Genomic DNA, 17,206 nt, shown 5'->3' on the forward strand with positions numbered 1-17,206 from the left:
GTGGAAGGGGATCTCAGAGTCGGTGTGCCGAACCCGACGGCTCGGCGTGCAGGAACTGCGGTGTGGGCAGGGACGCGGTGTCGGCGCGTCGGGCGACGTTCTCGACGACGGCGTCGACCCGGTCGGTGGGCACGAGGGCGATCGCGGAGCCGCCGAAGCCGCCGCCGGTCATCCGGGCGCCCCAGGCGCCGGCCTCGCGGGCGGCGTCGACGGCGGAGTCGAGTTCGACGGAGCTGACCTCGTAGTCGTCGCGCAACGAGGCGTGGGAGCGGTTCAGTGCGTCGCCGATGTCGGCGATCCGGCCGCGGTCGAGCAGATCGGCGACCTCGTAGACGCGGCGGATCTCGCCGAGCACGTGCCGGGCCCGCTGCGCTGCCGGGGAACTCAGCGCCGCGACGGCCGCGTCGGCGTCGGCGACGTCGCGCAGGGTGGCGACGCCGAGGTCGGCGCAGGCCTTCTCGATGGTGGCGCGCCGGTTGCCGTACTGGCCGTCGACCAGCCGGTGCGGCGCGTTGGTGTCGATGACCACCAGCCGGGTGCCTGCGGCGTCGAAGTCGAGCGGGACGTGCCTGCTCGCGCCGTCCCGGCAGTCGAGGAGCAGGGCGTGGCCGGGGCGGGCGAGCATCGCGACCGACTGGTCCATGCCGCCGGTGGAGGCGCCGGCGATCTCGTTCTCCGCGCGGATGGACGCGTCGATCAGCGGCCGGCGGCCGGACTCGTCCGTGGGCAGTCCGGCCAGGTCGGCGACGGCGAGCGCGAACGCGCACTCGAGCGCGGCCGAACTCGACAGCCCGGAGCCGACCGGGACCGTCGAATGCACCGCCACATCGAAACCCGTTTTCGCCGTGAGATGTCCGGACCGGCGCAGCGCCCACACCACCCCGGCCACGTATGCGGCCCAGCCGGACGGGTGGCCCGCGGCGACGTCGGCGAGCGCACCCTGCCAGGACTCGCCGGTGTGTGTCGACACGGCGTGCAGGATCGCGTCGTCCCGCACGCGGACGGCGACGACGGTGACGTAGGGGAGGGCGAACGGCAGGACCAGCCCGCCGGCGTAGTCGACGTGCTCGCCGATGAGGTTGACGCGGCCGGGTGCCGCCCAGACACCGTCCGCGTCGCCGCCGAACGTGCTGCGGAACAACGCTTCCGCGGTGCCGGTGACCGCGTGGACGTCGACGGGTTCGACCCACTGCGCCGCACTCACGACGCCACCTCCCGCAGCCGGTCGGCGATGCGCTCGGGGGTGGTGTCGTTGACCCACGCCCCCATCCCGGACTCGGATCCCGCCAGGTACTTCATCCGGCCGGGCGACCGCATCATCGAGAACAGCTGGAGGTGAAGCCGTCCGAGCAGGCGGTCCTCGCCGACGGGCGCCTGGTGCCACGCCGCGATGTACGGGACGGCGTCGACTCCGTCGAAGAAGCGGTCGACCCGCCGCAGCAGTTCGAGATACACCTGCGCGAGTTCGTCGCGTTCGTCGTCGGTCAGTTCGGTGAGGTCACGGACGTCGCGGTGAGGTGCGAGGTGCACCTCCAGCGGCCAGCGCGAGGCGGCGGGAACGTACGCGGTCCAGTGTGCGCCGGCCAGGACCACCCTCCTGCCGGAGCGTGTTTCGGCGTCGAGGACGTCGGCGAGCAGCAGCCGGCCGGTGCTCTCGAAGTGCTCGCGGGAGCGCCGGATCAGCGCGTCCGTGCGCGGCGGCAGATACGGGTAGGCGTAGATCTGACCGTGCGGATGGGTGAGGGTGACACCGATTTCCTTGCCCCGGTTCTCGAAGCAGAACACCTGCCGCACCCCGGGCAGCGCCGACAGTTCGGCGGTGCGGTCAGCCCAGACGTCGACGACGGTGCGGACCCGGTCGACACTCAGCGTGGAGAACGCGGCATCCGGGTTGCTGGTGAAGCAGACCACCTCGCACCTGCCCGCTCCCGGTGCCAGCGGCCACAACGCTTCGCCGTCGACACAGTCGGGGAGGTCCTGCTCGGCGGCGGCCGTCGCGAGCGAGGGGAAGCGGTTCTCGAACACCACCACGTCGTAGTCATCGGCCGGAATCTCGGTGGGCGCCTTGCCCGGCCGGCTCGGCGCGAGCGGCGACGCGTCCGGCGGCGGCAGGAACGTGCGGTCCATCCGCTGGGCGGCGATGACCACCCACTCCCCGGTGAGCACGTCGAAACGCATCTGCGACTGCGACACCGCGGGCGGCAGCGGACGCGAATCCACCAGTTCCCGGGTGGCGCCGCCCGACACGTACGGCTCGGAGTCGTCGAAGTAGAGGAGTTCGCGGCCGTCCGCGAGAGTTGTCCGGGTCTTGCGCATCCGGACCCGCGCGGGGGCCTCCCGCGCCTCCTGTTCGTCACGCACGGTCATCGTCAAGTCCTTCCCGGTTCTCCCGTGTCACCACGAGATCGCCGACGTGGTCGGCGAGGGCTTCCTGGGCGGCGCGCTCGAGCCCGGCGTCGGTGATGAGGATGTCGACGTCGGACAGTGGGATCGTGTTCGCCAGCGCGGTCACCCCCCACTTCGTGTGGTCGGCGAGCACCACGACGCGGCGCGAAGACGCGACGAGCGCCTGATTGGTCTGTGCTTCCATCAGATTGGGGCAGGTCAGCCCCGAGTCGATCCCCATGCCGTGCGTTCCGAGGAACAGCATGTCCACGTGAATGCCGCGCAGGGCGGCGACCGTGAGCGGTCCGACGAGAGCGAACGACGGGGTGCGCTGACCTCCGGTGAGGAGGACGGTCTGGTCGTCGCGGCCGCCCTCGTGGAAGGCGTCGGCGACGGGCAGCGAATTAGTGACGACGGTGATGTCGGGGACGTCGAGGAGTTCGCGGGCGAGGGCGTGCGTGGTGGTGCCGCCGGAGATGCCCACCGACGTGCCCGGCCGCACCAGCCTGGCCGCGGCGCGGGCGATGGCCCGCTTGGCTTCACGGTCGAGTTCGGACTTCGCCGAGAATCCCGGTTCGTGGACGCTCGCCGAGCGCGGCAGCGTCACCCCGCCGTGCACCCGCTCGACGAGACCCTGCTCGACGAGTTCGTTGATGTCGCGGCGGATGGTCATGTCGGAGACCCCGAGCGTCGCGCCGAGGTCGACGACCTTCACCGCGCCGTGCGCGGTGACCTCGTCGAGGATCACCTGCTGGCGCTGACGTGCGAGCATCATGCGTCCGCCTTCCGTGTCGGGGCGCCGATGCCGGCGCTGTCTTCGCGAATCACAGCACAGTTGCCCGGTTCCAGCGTGAGCGGTCCGTCGACCACCCGTTCGGTCACGAGGTCGGTGCCGGACACGTCGACGGTCACCTTCTCGTTCGTGTGGTTGAGGACGAACAGCCACGACCCGTTCTCGCCCCGCCTGCGCACGATCTCGACGTCGGAGTGCTGCCCCGCATGCAGGTCGAGACCGGCTGTGGCGCAGATCGTCTCGGCGAGCCGCTCCAGGCCCCGCATGTCGGGAACGGTCGCGAGATACCAGGCGGCACCGTCGCCGACGGGACGCCGGGTCACTGCGGGCACGCCCTGCAGGTGTCCCTCGGTGTGGCGGGCGAGGACGTCCACGTCCTCGGCGACCGTGAGGTATTCGGTCCAGACGCGGGCCGTCGTGCCGTCGTCGAGGGCGACGGTCTCGTCGGCGCCGAGCGGAAAGAACTCCTCGGTCCGGACGCCGAGCAGGTCTCCGAACGCCCCCGGGTAGCCGCCGAGCCGGACGTGGTCGTCACGGTCCGCGATCCCGGAGAACGCCGTCACCAGAACCTGCGCGCCTGCGCGGGCCGCCGCCGAGATGCGGTCCGCCTCCTCGTCGCTGCACAGGTACATCGCGGGCACGACCAGAACCGAGTACCGGCCGAGGTCGGCGTCCGAGGGGACGACGTCGCAGGTCACCCCGGCGAACGCGCGGTGCATCTGCTCGGCGATCGTCATCGGCTGCATCAACCGCGACGGGTGCCCGTCCTGCTCGCATGCCCACTGCGACTCCCAGTCGAACAGAATGCCGACCGGGGCCTCGACGCGGCTGCCGGCGACCGGTTCGAGCCGGCGCAGGACGGCACCGAGCTGGACGACTTCACGCCACCGGGCGGAGTCGGTGCCCGCGTGCGGCACGAGGGCGGAGTGGAATTTCTCGGCTCCGGCCTGCGACGCGCGGAACTGGAAGAACGCGACACCGTCCGCGCCGCGAGCCACGTGGGTGAGGGAGTTGCGCAGCATCTCGCCGGGCGTCTTCGCCCGGTTGACCGGCTGCCAGTTGACGGCACTCGTCGAATGCTCCATCAGCAGCCACGGCTGTGAGCCGGCAATGCCGCGGGTGAGGTCGGCGGAGAACGACAGCCGGTGGTGGGCGGCGCCGTCACCGGTCGCGGGTCCGACCAGATAGTGGTCGGTGGAGACCAGATCCTGCTCGGGCGCCCACTGCGCGTAGTTCATGTCGCCGGCGAGGGACTGCGGCGAGCCCATGCCCACCATGAAGTTCGTCGTCACCGGGACGTCGGGCGTGATGCGCCGCAACACCTCCCGCTCCGCGAGGTACTGGTCGAGGAGGGCGTCGGAGCAGAAGCGGCGCCAGTCCAGCAGATGGGTGGGGTTGCCGAACGTCGTGCTCGCGGCGGGCGGCACCACTTCGTCCCAGGCGCTGTAGTGCTGGCTCCAGAACGTCGTGCCCCACGCCCGGTTGAGTTCGGTGAGGTCGCCGTAGCGACGCTGCAGCCACCGCCGGAACGCCCGCGCGCTGTCGGGGGAGTAGCAGCGCGAGTTGTGGCAGCCGAGTTCGTTGGACACGTGCCAGAGGGCGAGTGCCGGGTGGCCGCCGTAGCGGACGGCCATCTTCTCGACGAGGGTGAGGGAGTGGTCGCGGTAGATCGGGGAACTCGGGCTCCACGTCTGCCTGCTGCCGATCTCGTACCGGTAACCGCGTTCGTCCACGGGCCGGACCTCGGGATGCGCCGCCGTGAGCCAGGGGGGTGGGGACGCGGTGGCGGTGGCCAGGTCGACGCGGACGCCGCCGTCGTGCAGGAGGTCGAGGACGCGGTCGAGCCAGCCGAAGTCCCACGTCTCGGGGGTGGGCTGCAGCCGGGCCCAGGAGAAGACGCCGACGGTCACGAAGTCGACACAAGCCTCGCGCATGAGTTCGACGTCGCGCTGCCAGACCTCTTCCGGCCACTGTTCGGGGTTGTAGTCACCGCCGAAGGAAATGCCCCGGGTCGGCCACCGCAGGTGCCGTCCGCGGGAATCGATCGCTGTGTGCATGCTCACAATCTGTCCGATCGATGCTCAAAAGTCAACACGAATGAACATTTTTGCACTTCCGCAGGTGAAGGCACTTCCATCCGGTTGACAATGCGCAGCGCGGCGTGATTTTGTAACGTGCATCACGTAACGGCGTGAGGCGACACCAACGAAATGTGATCGAAGTTGTTCGATTTCGATCAGATGGTGAGCGACTCCGCCCCACCCCGCTACTCGAGCGAAAAGGGCACCATGAACCGAAACGAGCTGCCGCACCCGTGGCAACCCTCCCGGCGCACCTTTCTCAAGGCCGCGCTCGCCGCCGCGGGCGCCCTGTCGACAGCCGGCCTGCTGTCCGGGTGCACGGGCGGCGTAGACCCCCACGTGATCACCCTCGGATCGCGGCTGTCGGACAAGAACGCCAAACTCGGCGTGCAGGACGTCGTCGGGATGTTCCAGCAGCAGACCGGCGCCGCCGTGCGGATCAACTCCGTCGACTCCACCTCGTTCCAGGAGAATGTCAACAACTACCTGCAGGGCACCCCGGACGACGTCTTCACCTGGATGTCCGGGTACCGGATGAAGTACTTCGCCGACAAGGGCCTCGTCGACGACGTCACCTCGGTGTGGCAAGCGCACGGCAGCGGTTTCAGCGACAGTTTCCGCGAGGCGTCCACCGGAACCGACGGCAGGCAGTATCTGGTCCCGTTCTTCTACTACCCGTGGGCCGTGTTCTACCGCCCCAGCCTTTGGCAGCAGCGCGGCTACGCGCCGCCGAAGACGTTCGACGAATGGGTGGCCCTGTCGAAACGCATGCAGTCGGACGGGCTCACCCCCATCGGATTCGGGGTCCGCGACGGCTGGCCGCCGTTCGGCACGTTCGACTACCTCGATCTGCGCCTCAACGGCGTCGACTTCCACCGCTCCCTGCTCGCCGGCGACGTGAGCTGGACCGACAACCGCGTCCGGTCGGTGTTCGACACCTGGCGTGAGATCCTCCCGTTCCACCAGCCGCAACCGCTGGGCCGCAAGATGTCCGAGGCGCAACAGGCACTCCTCAACAAGGAAGTCGGCATGCTGGTGGCCGGCATGTTCGTCGCGCAGAGCTTCCCCGCGGGGCCCGACCGGGAGGACCTGGACTTCTTCGCTTTCCCCGAACTCGACTCCGCCGTCGGCACGTCGGCGGTCGAGGCGCCCATGGACGGATTCATGATGCGCAAGGACCCGCGCAACCTCGGCGGCGCGCAACAGTTCCTCTCCTTCCTCACGAACGCCGACGCCGCCGTCGCGTACGCGAAACAGGATCCCCAGGCGATCCCGGCGCACCGCGACGCCGACCTGTCGAGTTTCCCTCCCCTCGTGCAGAAGTCGGCCGCCCTCGTCCAGGGTGCGGGGTCCATCACCCAGTTCCTCGACCGGGACACCCGCCCCGACTTCGCGTCCGTCGTGATGATCCCCGCGATGCAGCAGTTCCTCGGCAACCCGAACGACGTCGACGGCCTGGTCCGCAGCATCGAGCGGCAGAAGGCGGCGGTGTTCGGGCAATGAGCGCACACGAGAAGACAACGACCACCATCACGGTCCCGACAGGTCAGGTGAATTCATGACCAGCACAGTTCCTCCCCAGGCCGGAACCGAACCCCGGATCCCGGCCCCGAAGATCCGACGCAGCCGCGGCGACCGGTGGACCATCGCCGTCATGCTCGGGCTGCCCGCCGCAATCGTGATCGGGCTGGTGTGGATTCCCACCGTCTTCACGGTGATCCTGTCGTTCGCCCGCTGGGACGGCATCGGCGGCACATCGACCATCGAGTGGATCGGCCCGCAGAACTACGTCGACGCAGTCCAGGCGTACCCACCGTTCCAGCAGGCCCTCCACAACAACGTCCTCTGGCTGGCGTTCCTCTTCGTCTTCCCGACGATCCTCGGCATCTTCCTCGCCGTGCTGCTCGACCGGGGCCTGAAGGGAAGCCGGCTGTACCAGAGCATCTTCTACATCCCCGTGGTGCTGTCGATGGCCCTCGTCGGGTTCGTGTGGCAGTTGATCTACTCCACCGACGGCGGCGTGCTCAACACCATCCTCGGCACGGACGTCGACTGGCTCGGCAACCCCGACATCAACATCTGGGCCGTCATGGTCGCCGCGAGCTGGCGGCACACCGGCTACATCATGCTGTTGTACTTGGCGGGTCTCAAGGCCATCGACCCGTCGGTGCGCGAAGCCGCCCTCATGGACGGTGCCGGGCCGATCCGCACGTTCTTCCGGATCGTGTTCCCCCTGATGAAACCCACCAACCTGCTGATCATCGTCATCACCGTCATCGAGGCACTGCGCGCCTTCGACCTCGTGTGGGTGATCAACAAGGGCCGCAACGGACTCGAACTGATCTCCGCCCTCGTCACCGCCAACGTCGTGGGAGAAGCGGGCCGCGTCGGATTCGGTTCGGCCCTGGCGACGATCATGCTCGTGATCTCGCTGGTGTTCATAGCCCTCTATCTCTGGATCGTGATGCGGAGCGACGACTGATGACCATGACGACACCCCTCGCCGACCGCAGTGCGCCCGCCGATCGGAGCGGGCCCCGCAACAAGGCCGCGGTGGCCAACCGGCGCCGGCTCAGTGCCGCGCACGCGGCGATGTACCTCCTGCTCACCGCGCTCGCGTTGCTGTGGATCTTCCCGCTGCTCTGGGCGCTCTACAACTCGTTCCGCGACTACGACTACGTCCTCACCCACGGCTACCTGTCCGTCGGCGGATTCACGCTGAGCAACTACACCGAGTCGTGGGAGGTCGGCGGAATCCCACACTACTTCCTCAACTCGATGATCATCACCATCCCGGCGGTGCTGCTGATCCTGTTCATCGGGTCGATGGCGGCGTTCGTGCTCGCCCGGTTCCCGTGGAAGTTCAACGTGATCATGCTGGCGGTGTTCATCGCGGGCAATCTGCTGCCGCAGCAGACGCTGCTGACCCCGCTGTTCCGCCTGTACAACGCGATTCCGTTGCCGTACTGGATGAGTTCGTCGGGCTCGCTCTACGACAGCTACTGGGGACTGATCCTCGTGCACGTGGCATTTCAGACCGGGTTCTGCGTGTTCGTGCTGAGCAATTACATGAAGACGGTCCCGCCGGAACTGCTCGAGGCGGCGACCGTGGACGGCGCCGGACTGTTCCGCCAGTACTGGCAGGTGGTGCTCCCACTGTGCCGTCCGGCGCTGGCCGCGCTCGCGACGCTCATGATCACCTGGATTTACAATGACTTTTTCTGGGCGCTGGCGCTGATGGTCAGCGGCGACAAGCTGCCGGTCACCACCGCGCTGCAGAATCTGCAGGGCAGCTTCTTCACCGACACCAACCTGCTCGCCGCCGGATCGGTCCTCGTCGCGTTGCCGACGGTGCTCGTATTCGTCGCGCTGCAGCGGCATTTCGTTTCCGGACTCACGATGGGAGCCAACAAGTGAGTGACACCGCCCCACCGCATGCGTACATCCACCTCACTGCCGGCGGCGTGTCCGTCGTGCTCGACCTCACCGGCGGCAGGTTGCCGGCGATCGTGCACTGGGGTGCGGCGCTCGGCGACCTGCACCTCGCCGACGTCGAGGCCCTGGCGCGGGCGAACATCGAGCCCCCGGCGGGCAACGTGGTCGACCTCCCGGTGCGGCTGTCGATACTCCCCGAACACCACACCGGGTGGGTGGGCAAACCCGGGATCGCGGGCCACCGAGACGGCACCGACTGGTCGCCGCTGTTCACGACCACCACGCTGACTGTCGACGGGGCCGAGCACCGGTCGTCCCCGCACGCGGAACTCGTCGCAGTCGGTGCCGGTGAGGTCCGGGTCGCCGCGCACGACGCCGTCGCCGATCTCGGGCTGGTCCTCGACATCGAACTGCTGCCGAGCGGTCTCCTGCGGGCGCGCGCCGAGGTCACCAACACCGGCAGCTCGTTCTACGTCCTCGACGACCTCCAGCTCGCGTTCCCGGTCCCGCCGCAGGCCCGCGAGATCCTCGACTTCGCAGGCCGGTGGGGGAAGGAACGGACCCCGCAGCGCAGCGAACTGACCGTCGGGATCCACGAGCGCGAGGGGCGGAAGGGACGCACCGGCCCGGACGCCGCGACGGTGCTGTCCGTCGGCGTGCCCGGTTTCGGTTTCGGCAGCGGCGAGGTGTGGGGCGCCCACGTCGCGTTCAGCGGCAACCACCGGCACTACGCCGAACGTCTCTTCACCGGTTTCCAGGTGATCGGCGGCGGAGAACTGCTCCTGCCGGGCGAGATTCGGCTGTCGGACGGCGAAAGCTACGAAACGCCCTGGATCTACGGCGCGTACGGCGACGGACTCGACGCCCAGGCGCATCGCTTCCACGACTACCTCCGGTCGCGGCCCACGCACCCGCGGCGCGCGCGCCCGGTGACGATCAACGTGTGGGAGGCCGTCTACTTCGACCACGACCTGGCCCGGTTGAAAGACCTGGCGGATCGAGCGGCGAAGCTCGGCGTCGAGCGTTACGTGCTCGACGACGGCTGGTTCCGGTACCGGCGCAACGATCTGGCGGGGCTGGGGGACTGGCACGTCGACGAGACGGTGTGGCCGGACGGTCTGCACCCGATCATCGATCACGTGCGTTCGCTCGGCATGGAGTTCGGCCTGTGGTTCGAGCCGGAGATGATCAACCTCGATTCCGATCTCGCACGGGAGCATCCGGAGTGGGTCATGGCGACCGGCGGGCGCACGCCGGTGCCGTCCCGGAACCAGCAGGTGCTCAATCTGGGGATCCCCGAGGCGTACGACCACATCCTGGAGCGGATGTCCGCGATTCTCGGCGAGTACGACATCGCCTACATCAAATGGGACCACAACCGAGACCTGATCGACGCGGGCACCGCTCCGCACGGGCGCGCCGGCGTCCACGATCAGACCCTCGCGACGTACCGGCTGATGGACGAGCTGAAGCGCCGGTTCCCCGGACTGGAGATCGAATCCTGCTCGTCGGGTGGCGCGCGGGTGGACCTCGGCATCCTCGAGCGCACCGACCGCGTCTGGGTCTCGGACTGCATCGATCCGCTCGAACGCCAGCAGATGAACCGGTGGACGATGCAGCTGCTTCCGCCCGAGCTGCTCGGTTCGCACATCGCGTCGGGCATCTCTCACACGACGGGCCGGTACCACCGACTGTCGTTCCGGGCGGGGACGGCGCTGTACGGGCATCTCGGGATCGAGTGGGATCTCGCAACCGCCACCGAAAACGAGAACGCACAGCTCGCCGTGTGGATCGACCTGTACAAGCGGCAGCGGGAACTGCTGCACACGGGAACGATGGTGCGCGCCGACGAGATCGACCCCACCCTGCTGGTCTACGGTGCGGTCGCGGACGACCGGGCGGAGGCACTGTTCTTCCTCGCGTACGTGGGGCGGTCCGACGTGTCGCCGCGGGGCCGGTTCACGTTGCCCGGGCTCGACCCGGACCGACGCTACCGGGTGCGTCCCGTCTTCGCCGGTGAACCGGACGAGGGCCTGAAACCGCCCGCGTGGTTCAACGTGCCACCGAAGCATCAGCCGACCGTCACCACCCCGCCCGGCGGCGGACGAGCCGACGGACTGTCCGCGGGCAGCGAGGTTCCCGGCGTGTCGATGACGGGACGAGCCCTCGCCGTCGTGGGTCTGCAGACACCCGCGTCCTTCCCCGACGACGTGGTCGTGCTCTCCGTCACGGCGGAGGCGTAGCCGCAGAACCAGGTGGGCAACATTCACCCTGGGGGTGGTAGCCGGTGCCCACGCACCGGGGCACCATAGTTCTCACCAGTCGGCGAAACGTTGAACCGCAGGACGTCAGTCAACACCCGAACCCGCCACAGGACGAGAAACACCTCACCGGAACCCGAAGCCGGTGAGGTGTTTTCGTCTGTGCCGCGGGTGGGTCAGAACTCCATGCCCGCGTCGGCGCCCATCTGCATCGTGGTGTTTCCGCCGTCGAGGGATTCCCGGATGATGTCGGCGTGACCGGAGTGGTGGGCGGTCTCCCGGATGATGTGCAGCAGGGTGCGGCGGATCGTCCACCACTGCCGCTCGGGTGCCCAGGGTGCGGTGGGAAGGGGGATGAGCACATCCAGGTCGTCGAGGCCGGCCACGGCGGCCTCCGTCGCGCGGGCCACCTCGGCGTACTCGGCCAGCAGTCCCTCGAGGGTTTCGTCGTCCCGCATGTAGTACTTCTCCATGGCCCACTCCATGTCGAACTCCGCGTTCTCGTCGGGTTCGAGAATGGTTTCGACCCAGTGCTTTTCCGTGTGGGACACGTGCTTGATCAGTCCGCCGAGCGTCAGGTCGCTGACGGTCGAGCGCTGCCGTGCCTGTTCGTCGTCGATGCCGCGGACGGTGATCAACAGGGTGGATCGCTGCTCCTGCAGGATCTGGAGGAGGTCGGCGCGCTCACCGGTGACGGGGGACTTCTGCGAAGTGGTCATGAGAAGAACGATAGAAGCGATTGAGGTCAGAAACGGTCCTCAATTAGCAAGGTCTTCTCAGGGTTTTTCTCGGGGTCCAAGTTGGGTGCCTTCCTGGATGTGCGGAAAGCGGCCGCCGCGAAGGATTCTCGGTATGAACCTCGACTCTCCAAGGCCGGCGCCACGGCCTTCGCGCCGACGCAGATGGCCCCGCGTTCTCGCGGGCATGGTGTCGCCCGTTCTCGTCGCCGTCACGGTGGGAGTCGGCACGGTCGCGTACGCCTCGACCGCCGCCGAGATCGACACCGGCGGGCAGATGGAATCCAGGCGAGCGCTGACGGTTCCCTTACTCGCACCGGACGTCAACGTGCCCGGAACACTTTCCCGGCCACCGACGAGTGCCGAGTGAGAGTCTCAGCGGCTCCGGCGCAGCCACGGAGACACGCCGGGAGCGAACAGGGCGAGCACTCCCACCGCGACGAGGGCGCTGTAGGCGAGCGGCGCCCACTGCAGCACTCCGGCGGTCGCGTCCCCGGCGTCGGACAGCAGGGTCCACAGGCCCACCCCGCCGGCGGCGCTGAGGACGCCGACGACGGCGAGGGTGATCCGGCCCGCCGGTTTCCGGGCGCGCAGGAGTTGTATCCCCAGTAGTCCGAGGAGGATCAGGACGACGGCGATGGCGCCGCTGCCGATCAGCGTGAGGTTCACCGTGTCGGTGATGTCCGTCGCCGAGTCTCCGGGATTGTCCGCGGCGACCGACGCCTCGAGGGCGTCGCGGACGGCGCCGAGGTCGAGCGCGATGGCCCCGGCGATTCCGGCGAGGACGACGAACGACCCCACCCAGGCGGACAGCGACACCGCGACCGCCTTCGGGGTGGCATCGGTGGGGGCGGCACGCAGCGGGGTGACCGCGAACTCCGGACGCGGCGGTACGGGTCGCGGCGGTTCCGGCCGGCGTGGCGGCTGTTCGGGTGTCGTCACGCTGCGATCCTATCGAGCGGCCGCGTGTAGGTTGGCCGACGCGCACGGGCCACGTCGGCGGCGCCGACACAAAATCCGGGCGGCGGCGCCGACACAAAATCCGGGCGGCGGCGCCGACACAAAATCCGGGCGGTGGCGCCGACACAAGGTGCCGAAACAAGATCTGGGCGCCCGGGAACAAATCTTCGCACCCCTCCGTTGAGCCTTACGACAAGGTTGAGCGTGCAAGACTCAAGTTCGAATTGACTCCAGACGGTGTCGGAGTGCAAACTTGAGCGGAGGGCGCTCACTAAGCGCCGACATCGCAGTTCAGTACTGAACAACCTGCCCACAGGACTGCAAAACGAAAGTGAGGAACACTATGGCTCGTGCCGTCGGTATCGACCTCGGTACAACGAACTCGGTCGTGTCTGTACTGGAAGGCGGCGAGCCCGTAGTGGTCGCCAACGCCGAAGGTTCACGCACCACCCCGTCGATCGTCGCCTTCGCCAAGAACGGTGAGGTGCTGGTCGGCCAGCCCGCCAAGAACCAGGCCGTCACGAACGTCGACCGCACCATCCGCTCCGTCAAGCGCCACATCGGCACCGACTGGAACGTGGAGATCGACGGCAAGAAGTACACGCCGCAGGAGATCAGCGCGCGCACGCTCATGAAGCTGAAGCGCGACGCCGAGGCCTACCTGGGCGAGGACATCACGGACGCCGTGATCACCGTCCCCGCGTACTTCGAGGACGCCCAGCGTCAGGCCACCAAGGAAGCCGGCCAGATCGCCGGCCTCAACGTCCTGCGCATCGTCAACGAGCCCACCGCGGCCGCACTGGCCTACGGCCTCGACAAGGGCGACAAGGAACAGACCATCCTGGTCTTCGACCTCGGTGGCGGCACCTTCGACGTCTCGCTGCTCGAGATCGGCGACGGCGTCGTCGAGGTCCGCGCCACGTCCGGCGACAACCACCTCGGTGGTGACGACTGGGACGAGCGCATCGTCACGTGGCTCGTCGACAAGTTCAAGGCTCAGAACGGCATCGATCTGACCAAGGACAAGATGGCCCTGCAGCGTCTCCGTGAGGCTGCCGAGAAGGCGAAGATCGAACTGAGCTCGTCGCAGAGCACGTCGATCAACCTGCCCTACATCACCGTCGACGCGGACAAGAACCCGCTGTTCCTCGACGAGCAGTTGTCCCGCAGCGAATTCCAGAAGATCACGTCCGATCTCCTCGACCGCACCCGGGCGCCGTTCCAGGCCGTGATCAAGGACAGCGGCATCGCCGTCAAGGACATCGACCACGTCGTGCTCGTCGGTGGTTCCACCCGTATGCCCGCCGTCTCCGACCTGGTGCGCGAGCTGACCGGTGGTCGTGAGCCCAACAAGGGCGTCAACCCGGACGAGGTCGTCGCCGTCGGCGCCGCCCTGCAGGCCGGCGTGCTCAAGGGCGAGGTCAAGGACGTGCTGCTCCTCGACGTCACCCCGCTGTCCCTCGGCATCGAGACCAAGGGTGGCGTGATGACCAAGCTCATCGAGCGAAACACCACCATCCCGACCAAGCGGTCCGAGACCTTCACCACGGCTGACGACAACCAGCCCTCGGTGCAGATCCAGGTGTTCCAGGGTGAGCGCGAGATCGCCTCGCACAACAAGCTGCTCGGCTCGTTCGAGCTGGCCGACCTGCCGCCCGCCCCGCGTGGCGTGCCGCAGATCGAGGTCACCTTCGACATCGACGCCAACGGCATCGTGCACGTGACCGCGAAGGACAAGGGCACGGGCAAGGAGAACACGATCAAGATCCAGGACGGCTCCGGTCTGTCCAAGGAAGAGATCGAGCGGATGGTCAAGGACGCCGAGGCGCACGCCGAGGAAGACAAGGCCCGCCGTGAGGAGGCCGAGGTGCGCAACCAGGCCGAGTCGCTGGTGCACCAGACCGAGAAGTTCATCAAGGACAACGAGGACAAGGTGCCCGCCGACGTCAAGGAGAAGGTCGAGGCTGCCATCAAGGAAGCCAACGACGCTCTCGCAGGCACCGACATCGCGGCCGTCAAGACTGCGGTCGAGAAGCTGGCCACCGAGTCGCAGGCCCTCGGCCAGGCGATCTACGAGGCCAGTGCCGCCGAGGAAGCCGCCAACACCGACGGCTCCGGCGCGAGCGGTGCCGATGACGTCGTCGACGCCGAGGTCGTGGACGAGCCGTCCGACGCGGAGAAGAAGTGACGTCCGACAACACCGAGCAGGAACCGGTCACTTTCGTGGACAAGCGGAAGATCGACCCCGAGACCGGTCTCACACGGGACGCGGAACCGGTAGTGGAGCCCCTCGCGGGCGCCGCTGCCGCTCCGCAGCCCGGCTCGGTGGACGAAGGGGCCCTGTCGGAGACGGCGGCACCGGAGACGGACGAGTTGGCGGAGCGCACCGCCGACCTGCAGCGACTGCAGGCGGAGTACGCGAACTACCGTCGCCGCGTCCAGCGCGACAAGCAGGCCGACATCGCGAACGCGAAAGCGTCCGTCGTCGGTGAGCTCATCGCGGTGCTGGACGACCTCGACCGCGCCCGCAGCCACGGCGACCTCGACTCGGGGCCGCTGAAGGGTGTGGCGGACAAGCTCACCGGCACCCTCACCTCGCTCGGTCTGAGCGAGTTCGGTGCCGAGGGCGACGCATTCGACCCGGCGCTGCACGAGGCAGTGCAGCACGAGGGCGAGGGTCACGACCCCGTTCTCGGCACGGTGATGCGAAAGGGCTACAAATTCGGTGATCGCGTCCTGCGGCATGCGATGGTAGCTGTGATCGACCGCGCCGGCGATGCCGACGCGAACACCCCCGACGGGGCGGCGAAGCCCGCCGCGTCGGAACAAGAGTAAGAGCGAGAGGAGGAGACGCCCAGTGAGCCAGCGGGAGTGGATCGAAAAGGACTTCTACAAGGAGCTGGGCGTCTCGTCCAACGCATCCGCGGACGAGATCAAGAAGGCGTACCGCAAGCTCGCCCGCGACCTGCACCCCGACGCGAACCCCGGCGACACGAAGGCCGAGGAGCGTTTCAAGTCCGTCAGCGAAGCACACGCCGTGCTGTCCGATCCGGCCAAGCGCAAGGAATACGACGAGGCCCGTCGGCTGTTCGCGAGCGGCGGCTTCGGTCAGGGCGGCGGCGGATTCAACCCCGGAGCCGGCGGTTTCGGCCAGGGCGGATTCGACATCAACGACCTGTTCGGCGGCGGCGGCGCGGCGGCCGGTGACGGCGGCCTCGGCGACATCTTCGGCGGCCTGTTCAATCGGGGCGCCGGCGCCGGTGGCGGAGCAACCCGCACCACCAACCGTCCCCGCCGGGGCAGCGACGTCGAGACGGAGACGACCCTCGAATTCCGCGAGGCCACGCTGGGTGTAACGGTTCCGCTGCGGCTGACCAGCCCGTCGCCGTGCACCACCTGCCACGGCAGCGGCGCCAAGCCGGGCACCAGCCCGCGAGTCTGCCCGCGCTGCAACGGGACCGGGATCGTCAGCCGCAACCAGGGCGCGTTCGGGTTCAGTGAGCCGTGCGACGACTGCCGCGGCACCGGATCCATCATCGACTCGCCGTGCGAGGTGTGCCACGGCAACGGCGTCACCAACCGGACCCGCACCATCACCGTCCGCGTCCCCGCGGGTGTCAGTGACGGACAGAAGATCCGGCTGGCAGGCCAGGGCGAGGCGGGCCTGCGCGGCGCGCCGTCCGGCGACCTGTTCGTGACGGTCCGGGTGCGTCCCGACAAGGTGTTCGGCCGCAACGGCGACGACCTCACCCTCGTCGTCCCCGTCAGTTACGGTGAGCTCGTGCTCGGAACCACCGTCTCCGTCCCCACCTTGGAGGGTCGGGTCGGTGTGAAGATTCCGGCGGGCACGGCCGACGGCCGGATCCTGCGCGTACGCGGTCGGGGAGTCCCCAAGCGTGCCGGTGGCGCCGGTGACCTGCTGGTCACGGTCAAGGTCGCGGTTCCGCAGAAGCTCGACGACCCGGCCACCGAAGCACTGAAGACCTATCTGGAAGCAGAGAAGGCCAGCGGATTCGATCCGAGGGCCGGGTGGGCTGGTGCCTGATGAGCGACACGACCGGGGATCCACGCGAAACCGCCGTTGATCCGGATGCCCAGATCTTCGTGATCTCGGTGGCCGCGGAACTCGCGGGCATGCACGCCCAGACATTGCGCAACTACGACCGGCTCGGGCTCGTCACCCCGCACCGCACATCCGGTGGCGGGCGACGCTACTCGCCGCGGGATGTGGCGTTGCTCCGCGAGGTGCAGCGCCTCTCCCAGGACGAGGGTGTCAATCTCGCCGGGATCAAGCGGATCATCGAACTCACCAACCAGGTGGAGGCTCTGCAGCACCGGGTTCGCGAGCTGGCGGAGGAGATCTCGAAGGTCCACGCCGGCTACCGGCGCGACCTCGTGCCGATTCCGCGGAGCAACGCGCTCGTCGTGTGGAAGCCGCGGCACCAGCGCTGACCGGGCGTTCCGCCGTGTGAACCGGAACCGATGTCGCACTGATCCTGTCGGAGTGGATCAGTGCGACATCGTGCCCCCGGCCCCCGGCCCCCGGCCCGCGGC

General features: G+C 68.4%; 15 protein-coding genes. 9 read left to right on the forward strand and 6 right to left on the reverse strand.

Features of this window, described 5'->3' with window-relative positions:
* Positions 1-13: 13 nt before the first annotated feature.
* From galK to JWS14_RS30090, 4 genes are read right to left on the reverse strand one after another with little or no spacing between them, the layout of a single operon-like run.
* Entirely contained in the window at positions 14-1,204 is a 1,191-nt protein-coding gene (gene galK / locus JWS14_RS30075) for a galactokinase (RefSeq protein ID WP_206015028.1), read from the reverse strand.
* A complete protein-coding gene (galT, locus tag JWS14_RS30080; protein ID WP_206015029.1) occupies positions 1,201-2,367 on the reverse strand; it encodes a galactose-1-phosphate uridylyltransferase in 1,167 nt (388 codons plus the stop codon). Before galT ends, galK begins: the two co-directional genes overlap by 4 nt.
* The gene (locus tag JWS14_RS30085; protein WP_083395591.1) at positions 2,354-3,160 is read right to left on the reverse strand and encodes a DeoR/GlpR family DNA-binding transcription regulator; all 807 of its coding nucleotides are present in this window, start codon (positions 3,158-3,160) and stop codon (positions 2,354-2,356) included. The genes galT and JWS14_RS30085 overlap by 14 nt, the downstream gene beginning before the upstream one ends.
* Entirely contained in the window at positions 3,157-5,235 is a 2,079-nt protein-coding gene (locus JWS14_RS30090) for a beta-galactosidase (RefSeq protein ID WP_206015030.1), read from the reverse strand. Before JWS14_RS30090 ends, JWS14_RS30085 begins: the two co-directional genes overlap by 4 nt.
* 231 nt (positions 5,236-5,466) lie before the next feature.
* On the opposite strand from JWS14_RS30090, the gene JWS14_RS30095 reads away from it, so the two are divergent.
* Genes JWS14_RS30095 through JWS14_RS30110 form a run of 4 tightly spaced genes read left to right on the forward strand, consistent with a single transcriptional unit; the run spans position 5,467 to position 10,937 of the window.
* Positions 5,467-6,762: an ABC transporter substrate-binding protein gene (locus JWS14_RS30095; RefSeq protein WP_206015031.1), complete on the forward strand. Its 1,296-nt coding sequence runs from the start codon at positions 5,467-5,469 to the stop codon at positions 6,760-6,762.
* Positions 6,763-6,817: 55 nt separating this feature from the next.
* Positions 6,818-7,741, forward strand: a complete 924-nt coding sequence (locus JWS14_RS30100) for a carbohydrate ABC transporter permease (protein WP_206015032.1) — start codon at positions 6,818-6,820, stop codon at positions 7,739-7,741.
* On the forward strand, positions 7,741-8,676 hold the full coding sequence (locus JWS14_RS30105; RefSeq protein ID WP_072937405.1) for a carbohydrate ABC transporter permease: 936 nt from the start codon (positions 7,741-7,743) through the stop codon (positions 8,674-8,676). The genes JWS14_RS30100 and JWS14_RS30105 overlap by 1 nt, the downstream gene beginning before the upstream one ends.
* Positions 8,673-10,937: an alpha-galactosidase gene (locus JWS14_RS30110; RefSeq protein ID WP_206015033.1), complete on the forward strand. Its 2,265-nt coding sequence runs from the start codon at positions 8,673-8,675 to the stop codon at positions 10,935-10,937. The genes JWS14_RS30105 and JWS14_RS30110 overlap by 4 nt, the downstream gene beginning before the upstream one ends.
* Before the next feature lie 194 nt (positions 10,938-11,131).
* On the opposite strand, the gene JWS14_RS30115 is transcribed toward JWS14_RS30110, so the two are convergent.
* Positions 11,132-11,674: a DinB family protein gene (locus tag JWS14_RS30115; protein ID WP_072937403.1), complete on the reverse strand. Its 543-nt coding sequence runs from the start codon at positions 11,672-11,674 to the stop codon at positions 11,132-11,134.
* Positions 11,675-11,879: 205 nt separating this feature from the next.
* On the opposite strand from JWS14_RS30115, the gene JWS14_RS50265 reads away from it, so the two are divergent.
* Entirely contained in the window at positions 11,880-12,062 is a 183-nt protein-coding gene (locus JWS14_RS50265; protein ID WP_241031513.1) for a hypothetical protein, read from the forward strand.
* A gap of 5 nt (positions 12,063-12,067) precedes the next feature.
* Here JWS14_RS50265 and JWS14_RS30125 read toward each other — a convergent pair whose 3' ends face one another.
* On the reverse strand, positions 12,068-12,634 hold the full coding sequence (locus JWS14_RS30125) for a hypothetical protein (RefSeq protein ID WP_072937402.1): 567 nt from the start codon (positions 12,632-12,634) through the stop codon (positions 12,068-12,070).
* Between the two features lie 361 nt (positions 12,635-12,995).
* Here JWS14_RS30125 and dnaK point away from each other — a divergent pair, with 361 nt between their 5' ends.
* Genes dnaK through JWS14_RS30145 form a run of 4 tightly spaced genes read left to right on the forward strand, consistent with a single transcriptional unit; the run spans position 12,996 to position 17,104 of the window.
* Positions 12,996-14,840 carry a molecular chaperone DnaK gene (dnaK, locus tag JWS14_RS30130; RefSeq protein WP_072937401.1) on the forward strand — a complete coding sequence of 615 codons (1,845 nt, stop codon included), beginning with the start codon at positions 12,996-12,998 and terminating at the stop codon, positions 14,838-14,840.
* Positions 14,837-15,487: a nucleotide exchange factor GrpE gene (gene grpE, locus JWS14_RS30135; protein WP_072937400.1), complete on the forward strand. Its 651-nt coding sequence runs from the start codon at positions 14,837-14,839 to the stop codon at positions 15,485-15,487. The genes dnaK and grpE overlap by 4 nt, the downstream gene beginning before the upstream one ends.
* Before the next feature lie 22 nt (positions 15,488-15,509).
* Positions 15,510-16,697, forward strand: a complete 1,188-nt coding sequence (gene dnaJ, locus JWS14_RS30140; RefSeq protein WP_095861292.1) for a molecular chaperone DnaJ — start codon at positions 15,510-15,512, stop codon at positions 16,695-16,697.
* Entirely contained in the window at positions 16,697-17,104 is a 408-nt protein-coding gene (locus tag JWS14_RS30145; RefSeq protein ID WP_072937428.1) for a heat shock protein transcriptional repressor HspR, read from the forward strand. Before dnaJ ends, JWS14_RS30145 begins: the two co-directional genes overlap by 1 nt.
* The last annotated feature ends 102 nt before the right edge of the window (positions 17,105-17,206 follow it).

Origin of the sequence: Rhodococcus koreensis (genome assembly GCF_017068375.1) — a bacterium.
GTDB classification, from domain to species: domain Bacteria; phylum Actinomycetota; class Actinomycetes; order Mycobacteriales; family Mycobacteriaceae; genus Rhodococcus_F; species Rhodococcus_F koreensis.